Raw genomic sequence first — 18,126 nt, forward strand, 5'->3', positions numbered from 1 at the left:
GCAAGGCACGACAAACCGTCCACCAGCTCCTGGCGCCCCCGCCCTCCGCAATCACCTGCCCCCTGCCCGATCTCCCCCTCTCTGCCCCCAATCCGAGTGCCGAGCAGGTAGCAGGCGTGCCCCCGCTGGCGGTGGACGGCATCGCCGTGCCTGCGGCCGCCCGTCCCCCCGCGGTGCGGTCTCCCCCCTCAGTGGAGGCATGCGGAAAGTGAAACGCAGACACGTTGTGGCGGCCTTTACGGCCGCCGCTCTCGGGATCAGCGGCCTCGTGCCGCTGGCCCTGAGAACCACCCCCAGCGCGGAAGGATCGACCCCCGATCCGAAGACCGCGGCCGTCGTATCGGCGGAACGCCTGATCAACGGACGCGTCGCCGAACTGCACCCCAGCAAGGGCGACAAGTACGTCCGGTCGCAGGTCGTCGCCACCCCGTGGAACCTCACCTACGTCGCCTACGAGCGCACCTACCGCGACCTTCCGGTCGTCGGCGGTGACTTCGTCGTCGCGACGGACGGGAAGGGCCACGTGCGCAACCTGTCGGTGGCGCAGAAGAGCTCGATCGCCATCGGCCTCACACCCAAGGTCGGCAAGGCGGCGGCAGCGCGGACGTCGAGCAAGGCGCTCACCAAGCCGGACGGCAAGACGCTCGCGCCGCGCCTGGTGGTGCACGCGCTCGCGAAGCCCCGGCTCGCGTGGGAGACGCTGGTCTCCGGCCGCGACGGCGACCACCCGAGCCAGAAGAAGGTCTACGTCGACGCCCTGACCGGCAAGCGGTTCGCCGAGCAGGAGCTCATCGTCGCGGGCACCGGCACGGGCATCTGGAGCGGGTCGAACCTGCAGATCGGAACGACCCAATCCGGCGGCCAGTACACGATGCGGGACCCGCAGCGGCCCGGTCTCAGCTGCGCCGACTACAGCAGCAAGGCCGTCTTCTCCGGTCCTGACGACGTGTGGGGCAGCACGTCCAAGACCAGCAAGGAAGCCGGCTGCGTCGACGTCATGTACGCGGGCGCCGGCATGTGGGACCTGCTGAAGCAGTTCGGCCGCACCGGCCTGAACAGCAGCGGCCAGTGGGCCCCGGCGTTCGTCGGGCTGAACGCCGTCAACGCCTACTGGCAGAACGGCCAGGCCCAGTTCGGCTACAACAACCAGAACCAGTGGATCACCGCGACGGACGTCGTGGCCCACGAGTTCGGGCACGGGCTCGACAGCTACACGCCCGGCGGCATCTCCGGCGGCAACACGCAGGAGTTCGTCGGCGACGTGTGGGGCGCGGCCGTCGAGGCGCTCCTCAACAACCCCGAGGACGTCCCCGACTACACGGTCGGCGAGGAGATCAACCTCACCGGCTCGGGCCCGATCCGCAACATGTACGAGCCGTCGCGGGTCAACAACGACCCGAACTGCTACTCCAGCTCCGTGCCGAGCATGGAGGTGCACAAGGCGGCCGGACCGGGCAACCACTGGTTCTACCTGCTCGCCGAGGGCAACAACCCGGGCGGCGGCAAGCCGACCAGCCCGACCTGCAACGGCAGCAGCATGACCGGCATCGGCATCATGAACGCGACGAAGATCTTCTACAACGCGATGATGCTGAAGACGTCCGGCACCAACTACGGCCGCTACCGGGTCCTGACGCTGCAGGCCGCGAAGAACCTCGACTCGACCTGCACCTGGTACGACAAGGTCAAGGCCGCGTGGACCGCGGTCTCGATGCCGGCGCAGTCCGGCGAGCCGACCTGCCAGCCGACCGGTGGCAACGACTTCTCGCTGTCGGTGTCGCCCGGCTCGGGCTCGGTCAAGCAGGGCTCCTCGGTGCAGGCGACGGTCGCCACGACCGTCACCCAGGGCGCCTCGGAGGCGGTCGACCTGACCGCGACCGTGTCGCCGGCCAACAGCGGCATCACCGCGAGCTTCAGCCCGGCGCGGGTCCAGTCCGGCAACACCTCGACGCTCACCCTCACGGCGAGCGCCGCGGCGCAGACCGGGCCGTTCACGGTCACCGTGACCGGCAGGGGCGGGACGAAGACCCAGACCGCGACCTACTCGCTCAACGTCCAGGACGACGGCGGGCCCGGCGGAAGCGAACCGCCGAACATCAGCCTCACGAACGTCCAGGGGCACCTGCAGCAGTTCCAGAACTTCGCCACGCAGAACGGCGGGAACCGGTACGCGGCAGGCGCCGGCTACACCGCTTCCGCCAACTACGTGACGCAGAAGCTGCAGGCCGCAGGGTTCACCGTGACCCAGCAGGCGTGCACCTCCGGCTGCACGGCGGGCTCCGGCCCCAACGTGATCGCCGAGTGGCCGGGCGGTGACGCCAACAGCGTCTACATGTTCGGCGCGCACCTCGACGGTGTCCGGGGCGGACCCGGCATCAACGACAACGCCACCGGCTCCGCCGCGCTCCTGGAGACGGCGCTGACGCTGGCGCAGACCAAGCCGACGATGCTGAACAAGGCCCGGCTCGGCTGGTGGACGGACGAGGAGCAGGGCCTCAACGGCTCCGAGTTCTACGTCGGCCGCCTCGCCCAGACCGAGCGGTCGAAGATCAAGGGTTACTTCAACTTCGACATGGTCGGCAGCCCGAACGCCGGCTACTTCATCGACAACCTCAACTCGCAGCTGTCGTCCAACCTGAAGGGGTACTTCGACTCCATCAGCGTCGGCACCGAAGAGATGGGCGAGTGCTGCAGCGACGACGGCCCGTTCCGCAACGCCGGAATCGCGACGACGTTCCTGTCCACCGGGGCGTCGGCGACGAAGTCGTCCGCCCAGGCGCAGAAGTGGGGCGGCCAGGCCGGTGTGGCCTTCGACCGCTGCTACCACGCGTCCTGCGACAGCTACCCGAGCAACATCAACACGACCGCGCTCGACCGGAGCGCGGACGCCATGGCGTGGGCGCTGTGGAAGACGTCCGTGGGTCAGTCGAACCCCTCGGACGACTTCTCAATGGCGGCGAACCCCACGTCCGCAAGCGTCCAACCAGGACAGTCGGCCACGGCCACCATCACCACCGCGGTGACCGAAGGCGCCGCCCAGCCGATCAACCTGACGGCTGCGGTGTCGCCGGGCGGGCCTAGCGTCAGCTTCAGCCCCGCCACCATCCAGGCCGGCGGAGCGTCCACGATGACCGTCGCCACCACGTCGGCAACCCCGGCGGGCGACTACGTCGTGACGGTCACCGGCACCGGGGAGTCCGCCACGCGCACCGCGAGCTTCACGCTCCGGGTGCAAGGCAGTGGAACCGACGACTTCTCGGTGTCGGTGGACCCGTCCAACGGGACCGTCCAGGCGGGCAACTCCACGCAGGCCACCGTCCGCACCGCCCTCACCCAGGGGACGGCGCAGCAGGTGGCGCTGTCGGCGACGGTGTCGCCCGGCGGCGTGACGGCCACCATCAACCCGGGTGAGGTCAAGGCGGGCGGTACCGCGACCCTGTCGCTGGCCACCACCAGTAGCACGCCTGAGGGCAGCTACACGGTGACGGTCACCGGACGGGGCTCGGTCACCCGCACGGCCACCTACACCCTGACGGTGACCAAGCCGTCCGGTGGTGACCGCACGTTCACCAGCGAGACCGACTACCCGATCCGCGACTACACCTGGACGTCCAGCCCGATCCAGGTCGCGATCGAGGGGCAGGCCGCGCCGACGGTGAGCCTGTCGATCGACGCGACGCACACCTGCTCCGAGGACCTGGGTGTGTGGCTGATCGCGCCGAGCGGCCAGCAGTTCGTGGTGAAGCGGCAGGGCACCGGTCAGTACCAGTGCACGCCGTGGAACGGCGAGCGGACCTTCCAGGTTCCGGGCGTCTCCTCGCAGGCGGCCGGTAACTGGCAGGTGTACTTCTACGACTACGGGCCCCAGGACATCGGGACCCTTAGGGGCTGGAGCATCACGCTCTAGTCGCCGGTGGTGTTAAGTGTCCGGTCCGGTCTCCTCCCCGAAAGGGGCGGAGGCCGGGCCGGACATCCACATATTCGCCCATCCCCGCCAACCCCTAACCGCCAACCCCCAACCCCCAACCCACGGATCCCGACCCCGCCGATCCCCCCAACCCGCCAAGCGCAGCTCGGCCCCCAGAGGAGGTGCGCACATGTCCAGAAAGTCACGCTTCCTGGCAGCGGCGATTCCGCTTGCCGTGACCCTGATCCTGCCCGCCGCCACGGCGTCGGCCGCTCCCGTCCGGAGCGACGACGCCGCCGCGCAGGCCCAATCCCGCCAACCCGCCACCCTCGCCCCCAAGCCGGACGCGGCCGGAGAGAAGGCGGCCGCGAACGCCGCCGTCCGGTACTCGCCTGACAGCCGGTCCACTCAGGTGACGCTCCGCTCGCCCGGCTCCAGCTACCTCAAGGTGCATTTCGCGTCCGTGCGGCTGCTCCCCGGCGACCGGATCACGGTCGCCTCGCCGTCCGGCCGCGAGGTGCACACCTACCGCGGCGACCCGACCGTCCGGAAGCAGCGCGGCGACTCCCCGTTCACCGTCCACGGCGGGACGGGTTTCGCCGCGATGTCCATCGACGGGGACACCGCCGTCGTCACCCTGCACTCCGCCAAGAAGCGCGGCAACGCCGCCGCGCTGACCAGGCAGGGTTTCGGTGCCCGGATCGACTCCTACTTCCGCGGCTTCACCCAGGCCGAGTACGCGTCGGCCAACCCCCGCACGTTCAGCGTCTGCGGCGCCGAGGACCGCCGCGACACGACGTGCTACAAGACGAGCCATCCGACCGAGTACGCCAAGTCCCGCGCGGTCGCCCGCCAGCTCCTGAACGGACTCGGGCACTGCACGTCGTGGCGCGTCGGCGACACCAACACGATGCTCACCAACCAGCACTGCATGGAGAGCGCGGCCGACCTGCGGGGCAGCGAGTTCCAGTTCGACTACGAGTGCGCCACGTGCGGCGGCCGCAACCCGGGTGCCGGCGTCAAGGTCAGCGGAGCCGAACTGCTCAAGCTGAGCCCGCTCAGCGCTCTCGACTACGCCCTGTTCTCGGTGAACAACTTCGAGAGCATCCAGCAGTTCGGGACGCTCTACCTGGAGACCCGCGAACCCACCGCCGGTGAGCGGATCTACATCCCCGGCCACGGCGACACGCTGCCGAAGCGGCTGACGATCGTCGAGGACGGCGGCGGGAACTGCGTGATCCGCACGCCGTCGTCCGGGGTCAACACCGGATACATGTGCGACACCTCGGGCGGGAACTCCGGCTCGCCGGTCCTCGCCGGGTCCTCCCACAAGGTGATCGCGCTGCACCACCTCGGCGGCTGCCCGAACTGGGGCACCCGCATCAGCCTCGTCTACAAGGAGATCTCCGCCCTGATCGACAACGAACCCGGAACCGCCGATTCCCGCGTCCTGAGCGGCTGACCCGCTCAGCGCGGCGCTGACCTCTCGTCCGGGACGTTTCTCCTCCCGTGGGTCCCGGCCGGGAGCGCTGTCCGGCGATCCCTTGGCGGGGAGGACACCGGACGCCCGCCGGTACCGCACCGGCCGTGACCTGGCCCATGAGCCGGTGCGGTACCGCGACGGGATTTTTTTGTGCCTTTGGACGGGCCTCTCTTCCCGGCCTCTCTTCCCGCCTCCCTTTCCGGTCATCGGGTCTTTCCGGTCATCGGGACAGTGCTTGGCCGCCTGCCCCCGGGCCCTCTACGATCGCCGCAGCTCAGGTCGCCCTCGCGGCGGCGCCGAACGGGCCAGGCGCGGGCCCTCACGAGTGGTCGCCCGGCCATGCCCAGCCGGTTATGGGCCCCGGCCGGCCGCGTCCGCTGGGAGGAACACATGGAGCGGACCGCTGACTACGTCGTCGTGGGCGCCGGCAGCGCGGGCTGCGTGCTGGCGCGGCGCCTGGCCGAGTCGGGCGCGGACGTCGTCCTGGTCGAGGCCGGCGGCCCGGACCGGACGCCGCTGGTGCGCAAGCCCGGCCTGATCGCCGTCTTCCACAACGTCCCGCAGCTGAAGAAGAAGCTGGACTGGGGCTTCTACAGCACCCCGCAGAAGAGCGCCCTCGACAGGAAGATCCCGCAGACGAAGGGCCGCGTGCTCGGCGGCTCCGGGTCGATCAACGGGATGCTGTTCGTGCGCGGCAACCGGAAGAACTTCGACGACTGGGCGGCCGGCGGCTGCACCGGCTGGAGCCACGACGACGTCCTTGCCAGCTTCAAGCGGATGGAGAACTGGGAGGACGGCGCGAGCGCCCTGCGCGGCGCAGGCGGCCCGATCCAGGTCACGCGGCAGCGGGACCTCACCCCCGCGTCGGAGGCGTTCATCGAGGCGCTGATCGAGACGGCGGGCGTGAAGCGCAACGACGACTACAACGGCGAGGTCCAGGACGGCGCGGGGATCTTCCAGCAGAGCGTCCACGAGGGGCTGCGGTACAGCTCGTCCGTCGGATATCTCGACGATCACGGCCTGCCGAACCTGACGGTCGTGACCGGGGCGATGGTGGAGCGGGTCGTCGTACGGGACGGGCGGGCCACCGGGATCGAGGTCGTCACGAAGAAGGTCCGCGGGACGGTGCGCGCGTCCCGCGAGGTGATCCTGGCGGCGGGAACGTTCGGCTCGCCGCAGCTGCTCCTGCTGTCGGGCGTCGGCCCGGCCGCGCACCTGCGGGAACACGGCATCGACGTGCACGCGGACCTGCCCGTCGGGGACAACCTGCACGACCACATGTTCGTCCCGATGACCTACGTCATGGACACGGCCCGCCACCGGGGCACGGCGCCGTACTTCGCGTCCGGCGTCGCCAAGGAGTGGACGAGGGGCGGGACGTGGGTCGCGCGCAGCGTGTTCGAGGCGGTCGGCTTCGTCCGCACCGGCCGGGCCGCCGGCATCCCCGACCTCCAGCTGCACGCGCTGCCGTGGTCGTACCCGTTCCCGAACCAGGACGCGCCCGTCCGGCACAAGGTGGACAAGCGCTCCGCCCTCACGATCATGCCGACGCTGATCTACCCGAAGAGCCGCGGGACGCTACGGCTGGCGTCCACGGACCCGTCCGCCGCGCCCCTCATCGACCCGGCCTACCTGACCGATCCCGACGACGCGCGCCTCCTGCTGGACGGCATCGAGCTGGTCAGAGATGTGATGGCGAACAAGACGATCGCCCGCGACGTGAAGGAAGAACTCTCCCCGGGCCCCGGCTTCCCGGACAGAGACGCACTGGCCAAGGAGCTGCCGAACCGGGCGACGACCGTCTACCACCCGGTCGGCACGTGCCGGATGGGCGCGGACGAGCGGGCCGTGGTCGACCCGGAGCTGCGCGTGCGCGGCATCGAGGGCCTGCGGGTCGCGGACGCGTCGATCATGCCGTCGATCACGGGCGGGAACACCAACGCGCCGAGCATGATGATCGGCGAGCACGCCGCGAAACTGATCCTCAGCGACTAGCGGGGAACCCGGCCACCCACCGTCGCTGCCACGGCGTCTCGACGGCCCGCGGATGGTGGTGTTCGCGCGCCCAGGCGACGGCTTCGGACGGCTCCACCCCCGACAGGACGGCCAAGCACGCGATGACCGTTCCGGTGCGTCCGACACCGCCGCCGCAGGCGACCTCGACGGCCGCACCGGAACGGGCCCGCTCGTGCAGGGCACGGATGTCCCGGACGGCCGCGTCCCGGTCACGCGGCAGGAGGAAGTCGGGCCACTCGATCCAGGCGGACGGCCAGCGGATGTCCGCTTCATGACGCCGGCGAAGCCGCCCCGACCCCAGATAGAGCCCGAAGTCGGGTGCGGGGCCGTCCGGCAGCGGGTTGCGCAGCCCGCGCCCCCGGACATAGGTCCCGTCCGGGAGCTGGATCGCAGAAGTCAGCAGCGTGGTCACGAGGTCATCTCCCGTCGGCGGGCGCGGTGGTTGGCGACGTTGAGGCGGTTCCCGCACAGGTCGGGCATGCAGTAGCGGCGCCGCCCGGCCCGGCTGACGTCGGCGAACACGCCGCGGCAGCCGGGGGCGGCGCAGGCTCGGAAACGGTCGTGCCCGAGCGCCCGCACGACACCGAGCAGTCCGACAGCAATGAAGGCGGCCAGCTCGTCCGCGAGCGGCGCGCCCGTCGCGGTCGGGACGAACCACTGCCACGGCCCGTCGGGCTCACGCCGCAGGACGGGCGGGAGCCCGGCACGCCCGAGCAGCACGCCCGCCCCCGCGACGGCCTGCTCGGCCGTCTCGGTCTCCATGATCCCGCGCACCTCCCGGCGGAGGAGCTGGACCTGGAAGACGTCCTCCTGGACCGGCGCCCGCAGCTCATGCCCCGCGATCAGCGCGGACAGCGCCCCGAGATCGGGCAGCGCCTCCGCGCCCCGGACGGTCGGCGACGTGCTGACCAGCAAGTTGGCCAGCTCGATACCGCCCGCATAGGCACCGATCGGGATGTGCAAGGGGGGAACCCTCCTGTAAGAGCTACAGAAGGAATATACCCCTTACGACAAAGGTTCGGTGGCGGTGATGTGGAACTCGAGCCCGTTGCCGCCCGCGGCGGAGACCTCCACATGGCTGCCATGCCGCAGATCGCCGGCCAGCAGCAGATCGGAGAGCCGGTCGTCCACCTGCCGCTGGATCGTGCGGCGCAGCGGCCGGGCTCCGAACTCGGGCTGGTAGCCGCGCCGCGCCAGCCAGTCCACGGCCTCGGTGGTGAAGGACACGTCGACGTCCTGCGCGTGGAGGCGGCGGCGCGTCTCGTCCAGCAGCAGATCCGTGATCTGCCGGAGCTGCCCCTCCTCCAGCCGCTGGAACACGATGATCTCGTCGATCCGGTTCAGGAACTCCGGCCGGAACGAATCGCGGAGCCGCCGCATGATCCGGTCGCTGAGGGCGGAACTCGGCCCGTCGCCGTCGCCCGGCGTGCCGAACCCGATCTCCGTCCGCCCCGTGATCAGCTCGGACCCGAGATTGCTGGTCATGATCACCACGGTGTTGCGGAAGTCGACCGTACGGCCCTGCGCGTCCGTGAGCCGCCCGTCGTCCAGCAGCTGCAACAGGACGTTGAAGACGTCCTGGTGCGCCTTCTCGATCTCGTCCAGGAGGATCACCGAGTATGGCTGCCGCCGCACCGCGTCGGTCAGCTGCCCCGCCTCCTCGTAGCCGACGTAACCGGGCGGCGCGCCCATCAGCCGGCTCACCGTGTGCCGCTCCTGGAACTCGCTCATGTCGAACCGGACCAGCCGGTCGCGGCTCCCGAACAGCGCCTCCGCCAGCGCCTTCGCCAGCTCCGTCTTCCCGACGCCGGTCGGCCCGAGGAACAGGAACCCGCCGATCGGACGGTCCGGATCGCCCATCCCCGCCCGGGACCGCCGGACGGCCCGCGCCACCGCCGCCACCGCGTCCTCCTGCCCGATCACCCGCTCGTGCAGGTGCTCTTCGAGCCGGGTCAGCCGCTCCCGCTCCGCCTGCGTGAGCTGCGTGACGGGCACGCCGGAGATCCGCGACACGACCTCCGCGATGTCCTCGGTCGTCACGCACGGGACGGCGGCCGGCGCGTCCTCGTCCCGCGTCTCCGCGAGATCCTTCTCCAGCCGCCCGATCTCGTCGCGCAGCTCGGACGCCTTCTCGTAGTCCTCGTCCGCGACGGCCTGGTCCTTCTCCCGCCGCCGCCGGTCGAGCCGCTGCTCCAGCTCGCGCCGCCCGCCGTCCCGCGTCCCCGCCCGCAGCCGGACCCGGGCCCCCGCCTGGTCGATCAGATCGATCGCCTTGTCGGGCAGGAACCGGTCGGTCAGATACCGGCTCGACAGATCAACGGCCGCAAGCAGCGCCTCATCGGTGAACCGCACCTGATGATGGGCCTCATACCGATCGCGCAGCCCCCGCAGGATCTCGATGCTGTCATCGAGGCTCGGCTCCGGCACCAGGATCGGCTGGAACCGCCGCTCCAGCGCCGCGTCCTTCTCGATGTTCCGCCGGTACTCGTCGATGGTCGTCGCCCCGACGACGTGCAGCTCCCCCCGCGACAGCGGCGGCTTCAGCATGTTCCCTGCGGACATGGCGCCCTCCGCGCCGCCCGCGCCCACGATCGTGTGGATCTCGTCGATGAACACCACCAGATCGTCGGAGTGCTCGCCGATCTCGTCCACGACCTTCTTCAGCCGCTCCTCGAAGTCGCCCCGGTACCGCGTCCCCGCGACGATCCCGCCGAGATCCAGCTGCACGATCCGCTTCCCGCGCAGCGTCTCGGGCACCGCGTCGTCCACGATCCGCTGCGCGAGCCCTTCGGCGATCGCGGTCTTCCCGACGCCCGGATCACCGATCAGCACCGGATTGTTCTTGGTCCGCCGCGACAGGACCTCGACGGTCTCCTCGATCACATCCTCGCGCCCGATCACCGGATCGATGCGCCCCTCCCGGGCCAGGGCGGTCAGATCGCGCCCGAACTCGTCCAGCGTCGGCGTCCCGGACGCCTGCCCGCCGCCGCCCGCCCCGCTGGGCGGCTGCTGCCCACCGGTAGCCGCCTGCTGCAACGAGTCAGGCGTCACATGCTCATGATCAAGAATCCGCCCCGCACTGGACCCGCGATCCAGCGCAAGCGCGAAAAGCAAATGCTCAGGCCCGATATAGGACGACCCCAGCGCCCGCGAAACCTGATGCGAATCCAGCAGCGCCCGCTTCGCCGACGGCGTCAACTCCGGCGGAACGTCCCGCGGCTCACCCCGCCGCGCATGCTCCTCGATCTCCCCTTTGATCTTGTCCGGATCGGCCCCGGCCCGCGCCATCCACTGCCGCGTCCCCTGCTGCCGCGTCGCCGCCCACAGCAGATGATCGGTGTCCAGATCGACGCTGCCCCACTCCGCCGCCTGCGCGGCCGCGTCCCGCACCAGCTCCCGCGCGGGCTCGCTCATCAGCCGCGCGAGACTGATCCGCTCCACCGGCCTGCGCTGCGCCCGCGCACCGAAGAACCGGGCGAGCATCTCCTCGAACGGGTCCATGCCGCCGGAACCGGATCCGTACCACCCCGAGGTCATCTCCGAAACCCTCCTGCCCCCGTTGAAGACGCGTTATGGCAACGGTCGGGACGTGCCCATGGCACGCTCCGGAAAACCCCAGCTCCGCGGCCCAGGCCCGAGGCTACGCACGTTCGGGCCGGCCCGCCCGGCCGTTACAAAGCCGATCTCAGCGACAGGCAGAACTCGTTCCCTTCGGGATCGGCCAAAACGACGTTGTCCGGGTACCGAGCCTGAACCGTCGCCCCAAGCGCGGTCAGGCGCCGTATCTCCGCTTCCGTGTCCGCGTCCGGCTCCGCAGCGACCAGATCCAGGTGCACGCGGTTCTTCACACGCTTGCCCTCCGGGACGAGCTGGAAGAACAGCCGAGGCCCACCGCCCACCGCCTCGACGAGCACGGTCGGATCGTCCTCGACGCTAGTGATCCCCATGGAACGCAGCCGCGCCAGCTCCGCATCGTCGTAGGGCGCGACGGCATAGCCGTCCAGAGCCGCAGCCCAGAACCGGGCCGTCGCGGCGGGCCGAGCGCAGTCGAAGACGATGTCGCGAAGCAACGCCATCCCCCCATAATCCACAGCCCCACCGACCGACGTCACACGCTTTCCGCACCCTCTATCCGCCGTCAGGAAGGGGAAGCCGACCAGTCCCGGTCGTTCGCTTCGACGTGTTCAGCCGGAATGATTCGCGGCATCGGCGTCCCGATGGAAAGCGATGCCCAGGGTCGTCTCGATCTCCATGGCGGACATAGGGGAGAAGGCCGCTCGGCTGCTCGTCCCAAACCGCTGCGTGGCGCAGCCCTCCTTCGACACCCACCAGGCCTCCCGGGGGCTGACCGTGTCAGAGCCGGCCCAATCGACCAAGGGCTGAGTCAGCACGTCCGTGCCGGCCGGACAGGTGCTCTCCGAGATCAACGGGCGGGGTCAGCGCGGACGGTCATCGGCGCCGCGTGCCCGGCGCTCCACACCACGGCGCATCGCCTCGACGAGCACCTTCGCGACGAGACCGAGAATGACGAGATCGCCGACCATCTGCACCATCGTCAGCGCCCGCGCCCCCTGGGAGAGCGGCACGATGTCACCGAAGCCGACCGACGAGAACACGGTCATGGTGAAGTACAGGGCGTCGACGTGCGTCAAGGGCTCGGAGAAGGCGCGTCCGGTCCCATTGCTCATGAGGCAGTAGCACGCGGCGAACACCAGCAGGAACAGCGGAACCAACGTCGCCAGCGCCTCGACGGCACGAAGCCTCGGCGAAGATGACCGCACAATCGCCCGGGTCTGCCGGACGACGAGCAGCCCCAGAGCCGCCAGCGCCCCAACCAGCGCCATAGCGGTCACCGGCGTGAACGACCTGTTCAGCGGCGTCGCGAAGTACACGGCCAGCAGGCACGCCGTGGTCAGTGCCGTGCGCAGCAGCAACGCGAGCATGAGGCGGCGGCCGGTACGGCGCGAGCGGATGTCCACATCCCATCCATGCCCCGAACCCGTCGCCGAGCACGCGCCCCGGCCCGGCCCGGCGCACCCCGGAGGATGGACGAGGTCACACGGTTCTGGCTTTGGCAGCGGCACCCGCACGAGCAACACCATCGACCGCCACACAGATCCCGAAGACCCGATCGTGGCTGGTCCAGCCATTGATGCGTCCCCGGTTGTTACTGATCTGCACGCGCTTCTTGGCGGCGTCCACAGCCGACACCAGATGCAGGTAAACCGTCCCGGCGACGCGGGCGAGGACGATATCCCCAACCTCCACCTTGGACGGATCGACCGGAGCGACGACCACCCGCTGCCGACTCCGAATCAACGGGACCATCGAAGAACCACTGGGCCGGAACTCCACGGTCGCCCCACCGGCGACCCGACCCGCAACCGCGTCCAACGGACCCATCTAATGATCGTCGCAGATCAGCCGGAGGCCACTCCACCGATTTACAATGCGCATTCCCATCACCACGTTCCGCCACCCGCCATGTAGCTCCTCGAACACGTCACGTAGACCTAAGCTGATGTCCGATGAATCAGAGCTGAGAGTCCTGGTGGGGATCACATAGAACCGGCGGGGAGAAGAGCGTTTCTGGCGAGTTGGCGGGCGGGCCGCTTGCGATCAGTCTCCTGCGCGGTGGCGAGCATCGGCTGGCAAGACTCTTTAGGCTTTCTGCTGCTCGGCGGAGGAGCGCTCGCTTCCGGTGCATCGCTCCTCCGCCGAGCAATTTCGCGACGAGGGCGCCAATGAACGCGTCCATGAGAACGTCGCGCTTTCGGCTACAGGTTGGGCTGCCGCCAGCCGTTGACCGAGCACCATCCGGCTTCGGCCAGAGGGGTATTGGGGCGCGGCCTTCAACATCGTTGGGGAGTTGCGGCAGTCTGACCACCAGCGAACCGGTTCCGAGAGCGACGATGGCGTCGATTCCGTTGGCTGCGAGAACGGGACGGGTACGCCGACAGCGGAATGATCGGGGTGTCGTCGTCCGGGACGATTTCTTCAAACCGTTCCAGGATCTGCGGGGGCGGGCCTGCACTCGCAGGTAGTCGAGCAGCTGGCCGACCAGTGCCACCAGTCCGGCGGATTCGAGGGCCCGGACTTGTTATGGGAGCTTGTTTCTGGTGTCGCGTTCGGCTGCGGCGTGCCACCAGCCGGGAGGGGACGGGCCGGTGATCTTTGAGGTGGGTTGATCGGGGTGAAGTCCGAGCCGTCGAAGCGCGTCAGCTCTGATCGAGACGGTGAACCAGCCTCGCCTGTGGCCACCGTCGGGATCGCGTCCGCAAGCCAGATCTATCCGGACTTCATCGCCCTGGAACGGCATCCAGTCGATGCCGCGCTCACGCAGTCAAGCTCGCGTCGCTGCCAAGGGTGTCGGGCATCCGGCGAGGTTCTCGTACGCCACGATGGCGATCCACTCGGAGCTTGCTGTCATGGCACCTATGGTGCCCTAGTCCTCGACCGAGAGCATGCCCGATGCGTTTGAGCCGGTTGACGCTGCATTCGGGGGCGTGGTGGGCACGGCAGTCGTCAGGGTCGAAGCGCACTAGATCGGGTGGATGTTTGCGAGCTGCGGACCTGAACCTGCTTGCGTCCGGCCGTGGTGATGAGATCGAGAAAGCGGCTTGTAGCGCTTATAGATCCCCGCCTAGCGCGCGTGGGCGACGGGGAGCTCCTCGGTGCGCGTGGTCATGGGTCGGCCATGCCCTTCGAGGGGCATGCGCCGCCATGGCGGGGTGGGTAAAGCCGGGCGGCCTGGTTGGCGGCGTGGGTGGAAGGCGGACGCGCCTCAGACGGCGGTCCAGCCGATCCTGCCGGTTGGCGGCGCGGCGCCTGGATACCAACCGCACTCGTTTCCGGCCGGCGGGAAGGCCCGGTGGACGTGCCGCGACCAGTCGCCCCAGAGACGGTCTGAAGTCCTGTCAGGTGGCCCACCCATTCCCGCCGGTTGGCGGTGCGGCACCTGGATACCAACCGCACACGTATTCGGCCAGTGGAAAGGCTCGGTAGACGTGCCGGGACCAATCGCCTCAGACCTGGTCTGAAGTCCCGTCAGGCGGCCCAGCCGATCCGCCGGTTGGCGGTGCCGCGCGTGGCTATCGACCGCACACGTATTCGGCCAGTGGAAAGGCTCGGAAGACGTGCCGCGATCCATCGCCCCAGGCCTGGTCTGACGTCCCGTCAGGCGGCCTGCCCAGCCGATCCCGCTGGTTGGCGGCGCGGTGCTTGGTTATCGACCGTGCGCGTTTCGGGTACCGGGAGGGGCCCGGAGAGGCGTGCCGTGACCGGCGTCCCTTAGGCCAGGCCGGATGTCCTGTCACGCGGCCCCCGCCCGAGCGCGTTGGTCGGGGGCCCGTGTGGAATCGGCTGCGTGTATCGGGTGGCGGAGAGGGGTCGGTTGGCGTGCTCCGCCTGGTCGTTCGGGACGCTGGTTTGGTGGTTGGTCAGGCGGCCCACTCGATCGGTTCGGTTGGTGGTGGTGGTGCGTGGATGTCGATCGGGTGGGTGTTGGGTGGTGGGAGGACGCGGTAGATGTGGCGTCCGGTGGTGTGGTGGGCGATGTGGATCTGGTCGGGGTTGGTGTGTTTGAAGCGGTTGTGCCATCCGCAGCACAGGGCGAGCCGGTCGATGTCGGTGGGGGTGCCGAGGGCCCAGCCGGTGACGTGGTCGACCTCGCAGAGGGTGCCGGGCACCTCACACCCCTGTACCGCGCACGTCGGGTACAGGGTTTCGAGGACTTGGCGTTGGCCGGGGGTGGCGAACCGGGCCCGCTGGCCCAGATACAGCGGCACATGGCCGCGCCCGAGGATCAGCGGTGAGACGCCCGCGCTGAGGGCGATGCGGCGGACGTGTGCGGCGGGGATGGGGGTGCCGTCGGTGAGGCGGCCGGGGGCGGCGCCGCCGGTGAGGGTGTCCAGATCGCAGATCACGGTGATTTTGGTGGCGCGGTGCCCGCCCGCCAGCACGGCGGTCAGCGCGGCGGCCATCCGCTCGGACAGATCACGCCGATCATCGGTCCCGGCCGGTTTGGCCAGCGGCCCGAGCGTGCCGTCCCAGACGGCGGCGTCCTCGGCGTTCAGCCAGCCCTTCACATAACGGCCACCGTCCAGAGAGCGGGTGGAGGTGACCCAGGACCGCGCATACCCGCGCCGCGACTCGGCATCGGGTTTGTCGGTGCCGTCACGTTCGGTGATCACGTCACGGATACGCCGCCCGAACGAGGCGACCTTCCCGGCCGAGAACCCCTGCCCGACCATGTCGAGCAACAGAGATTCGGCCTCCGCGCAGTCGCTGTCGTCCAAACGCGCGACGGCGTCGGCCACGGTCGATGCATACCCGTAGGACAGCTCCCCGGCGGCGAGCCCTGCCGTGACGCGGGGCAGGCGGTGGCGTTGCCGGGCCAGGGTGACCCGCTCTTTGGCGCGGGTGTCGCGCATGCCCAGGCGGGTGCGCAGCCAGGCTTGGGTGGAGGGCAGGCCCCAGCGGCGCATCTCACCCGAGGCGTCCACCCGCCCGATGAGTGCGGCCAGCGCGCTTTCCTGCCGGTCGCAGGCCGCCGCCAACGATTCGGCGATGTGCATGCAGGCGGCGGGCGAGTCGGGGGCGTTGCGCTGGGCGAGTTCGTGGGTGATCTGCGCGATGGCGTCGACCAGTTCCCCGGTGGACGCTGAATGAAGATCAATGGATATCGAACTCACACCTAAATATTATCGAACGTGCGTGTGCTTTCGTTGCCGAGATGGGTCTTATTATTGTGGCCGATGGGATAGTCGGAGTCTGGTGTCGGCCGGAACGGTGTTCTGGGTTTTTGTGCGTATTGCTTTGGGTTGTTGCGTATTGGTGTGGGTTGGGTGGTTGTTGTTTGTTTCTTGGTTGGAGGGTGGGGGCGGGGCGTCGGGCGGGGGCAGGCGGAGCCTGCCCGTTGAAAGCTGCACCAGGGGCCGTAGAGGCTCCGAAGTCAAGGGTGGGACGGAGTCCCATCGCGAAGCGACGCCGAAGGCGCCCTTGACTTTGGAGGGGCGGCCCCGTACGCAGCGCCGCCCCCACCCCCGAATCTGAATCCCGGTAGACGACCACCGAGATACTCGAAAGCAGGCGTCACAACACACGCTGGCTGGGGAGAGCGCGGTGGGAGGAGAGTAGGGTCTGGCGGATGGACGGGACGGCGGGGCTTCCGAACGTGGAGGGCATGGATCCCCGGCGGGTCCACGCGGCGTTGAGTCTGCTGGCGGACGGGCAGTGGTGGTCGTTGGCGGCCCTCGTCCGGGAGAGTGCGGCGCCCCGGAGGTCGGTGGAGGCGCTGCTGGCGGGGCTGTCGGTGGAGCGGGATGGTGATCGATTCCGGCTGGACGCCGAGCAGGCCCAGAAGGTCGGCGACCTGCTTGCGGGCGGGTACCGGCCGTTCGATGCGGCTGATCCGGTCGGGCATCTGCTGCCGGAGCACCAGGCCGTGGTCGAGCGTCTGGCAGACTTCATTGCGCGTGCGCCCCGCGGGCGGCATGTTCTGGATCATGTGGCCGCGACGCCGGAGACGGTGGTGCGGCGGGCGCTGCTGCTGGGGGCGCGGTTCTGGCTTGCGGACGCGCGGCTGCTCTGCGTCGGCGATCATGACCTGACCTCGCTCGCGGTCGGGATGATCCATCCGCAGGTCGAGACCATGGTGGTCGATATCGATGAGCGGATTCTCGCGTATATCGACGAGCGGGCGGCGGAGTTGGGCTTGAGTGTGCGGACGCGGTGGGCCGATCTGCGGCTGGGGCTTCCAGGCTCCGCGATGGAATTCGCTGATCTGGCTGTCACGGACCCGCCTTACACGCCGGACGGGGTCGGATTGTTCGTGTCCCGGGCCGTTCAGGGGCTGCGGGCGCAGGGTCGTGGACGAGTGCTGCTCGCGTATGGGGCGAGTGACAGGATGCCGATGCTTGCCCTGAAAGTGCAGAATGCGTTGCGGGATCTGAATCTGGTTTCCGAAGCCATTTATCCGGACTTCAATCGATACTACGGAGCCGAGGCGATCGGGTCTGCCGCTGATTTGTACGTACTGCGTCCTACGTCCAAGAGCCTTCCGGCGGCCACCGCGCGCGCGGATCGGTTCAGCGCCGCCATTTACACGCAGGGGCCGCAAGCGGTTGAGGCACGGGAGCAGGTGAAGGTGTCGGCCGCGGATCTAGGTGATATGCGGCCGGACGTGCTCGTCGGTGCCTGGCCGAAGGACGTCCTGCCGGAGGTGCCGCGTGTGCGGTTGAGCACCTGGCTGGCCAAGCCGTACGCGGCCAAGGTCCGGCAGGCCGGTGTGGCCATGCCCGCCGGGATGGAGGCGGTGCTGCCGCGCGTGCTTATGGCGACGCAGGCTGAGCGAGTGCGGGTCGTGCCGGCTGAGGCGGTCGGGCTGGGAGAACTCGCCGCGATCCTGGAGCCGGTTTTTGAACTGGTCGAGGATGGGCGTGGAATCGAGGCCGTCCGCAGGAATGAGCCTCGTGAGCAAGCGGCGTCGCGCATTCTGCGGGCGGTGATGGATCGGGCGCATGGGAAGGTGGCCAATACCTGGCGGGACGCGTTGATCGACGTCCAAGGTGATCTGACGAAGCGGCAGGCGCGCGCATTGGTCGCCGAGGCTGCGCCTTGGGCGGCAGATGTGACCTTGCTGGAGCTGCCCATGCATCGGCTGCGCGAATTGCCGGACGCCATTCGGGAGTGCCTGGCCGGAGGCAGAATGCCGGGCTGA

General features: G+C 69.4%; 11 protein-coding genes. 4 read left to right on the top strand and 7 right to left on the bottom strand.

From position 1 onward, the window contains the following. Positions 1 to 208 precede the first annotated feature (208 nt). The 3 genes from ACH34S_RS40660 (at position 209) to ACH34S_RS40670 (ending at position 7,385) form a co-directional block, all read left to right on the top strand. Positions 209 to 3,907, top strand: a complete 3,699-nt coding sequence (locus ACH34S_RS40660; protein WP_395958271.1) for a M28 family peptidase — start codon at positions 209 to 211, stop codon at positions 3,905 to 3,907. 190 nt (positions 3,908 to 4,097) lie between these two features. Further along, positions 4,098 to 5,369, top strand: a complete 1,272-nt coding sequence (locus ACH34S_RS40665; protein WP_395958272.1) for a trypsin-like serine peptidase — start codon at positions 4,098 to 4,100, stop codon at positions 5,367 to 5,369. Positions 5,370 to 5,780: 411 nt separating this feature from the next. Next, positions 5,781 to 7,385 (top strand): GMC family oxidoreductase, encoded by a 1,605-nt coding sequence (locus ACH34S_RS40670; protein ID WP_395958273.1) that lies wholly within the window; start codon positions 5,781 to 5,783, stop codon positions 7,383 to 7,385. Here the strand turns inward: ACH34S_RS40670 and ACH34S_RS40675 are convergent. The 7 genes from ACH34S_RS40675 to ACH34S_RS40705 all read right to left on the bottom strand — a co-directional run bounded on the left by ACH34S_RS40675 (position 7,375) and on the right by ACH34S_RS40705 (position 16,099). After that, positions 7,375 to 7,818, bottom strand: a complete 444-nt coding sequence (locus ACH34S_RS40675) for a protein-tyrosine phosphatase family protein (RefSeq protein WP_395958274.1) — start codon at positions 7,816 to 7,818, stop codon at positions 7,375 to 7,377. The genes ACH34S_RS40670 and ACH34S_RS40675 overlap by 11 nt on opposite strands. After that, positions 7,815 to 8,369: a CGNR zinc finger domain-containing protein gene (locus ACH34S_RS40680; protein WP_395958275.1), complete on the bottom strand. Its 555-nt coding sequence runs from the start codon at positions 8,367 to 8,369 to the stop codon at positions 7,815 to 7,817. The genes ACH34S_RS40675 and ACH34S_RS40680 overlap by 4 nt, the downstream gene beginning before the upstream one ends. Positions 8,370 to 8,411: 42 nt before the next feature. Continuing rightward, entirely contained in the window at positions 8,412 to 10,943 is a 2,532-nt protein-coding gene (locus ACH34S_RS40685; protein WP_395958276.1) for an ATP-dependent Clp protease ATP-binding subunit, read from the bottom strand. A gap of 134 nt (positions 10,944 to 11,077) precedes the next feature. Then, a complete protein-coding gene (locus tag ACH34S_RS40690) occupies positions 11,078 to 11,482 on the bottom strand; it encodes a VOC family protein (protein WP_395958277.1) in 405 nt (134 codons plus the stop codon). 360 nt (positions 11,483 to 11,842) lie between these two features. Beyond that, on the bottom strand, positions 11,843 to 12,385 hold the full coding sequence (locus ACH34S_RS40695; protein WP_395958278.1) for a potassium channel family protein: 543 nt from the start codon (positions 12,383 to 12,385) through the stop codon (positions 11,843 to 11,845). 76 nt (positions 12,386 to 12,461) lie between these two features. Then, on the bottom strand, positions 12,462 to 12,704 hold the full coding sequence (locus ACH34S_RS40700) for a hypothetical protein (RefSeq protein WP_395958279.1): 243 nt from the start codon (positions 12,702 to 12,704) through the stop codon (positions 12,462 to 12,464). A gap of 2,141 nt (positions 12,705 to 14,845) precedes the next feature. Next, entirely contained in the window at positions 14,846 to 16,099 is a 1,254-nt protein-coding gene (locus ACH34S_RS40705; protein ID WP_395958280.1) for a DUF222 domain-containing protein, read from the bottom strand. 455 nt (positions 16,100 to 16,554) lie between these two features. Here ACH34S_RS40705 and ACH34S_RS40710 point away from each other — a divergent pair, with 455 nt between their 5' ends. Next, positions 16,555 to 18,126 (top strand): bis-aminopropyl spermidine synthase family protein, encoded by a 1,572-nt coding sequence (locus tag ACH34S_RS40710; RefSeq protein WP_395958281.1) that lies wholly within the window; start codon positions 16,555 to 16,557, stop codon positions 18,124 to 18,126.

Source organism: Actinomadura sp. 3N508, assembly GCF_044326375.1.
Classification (GTDB): Bacteria; Actinomycetota; Actinomycetes; order Streptosporangiales; family Streptosporangiaceae; genus Spirillospora.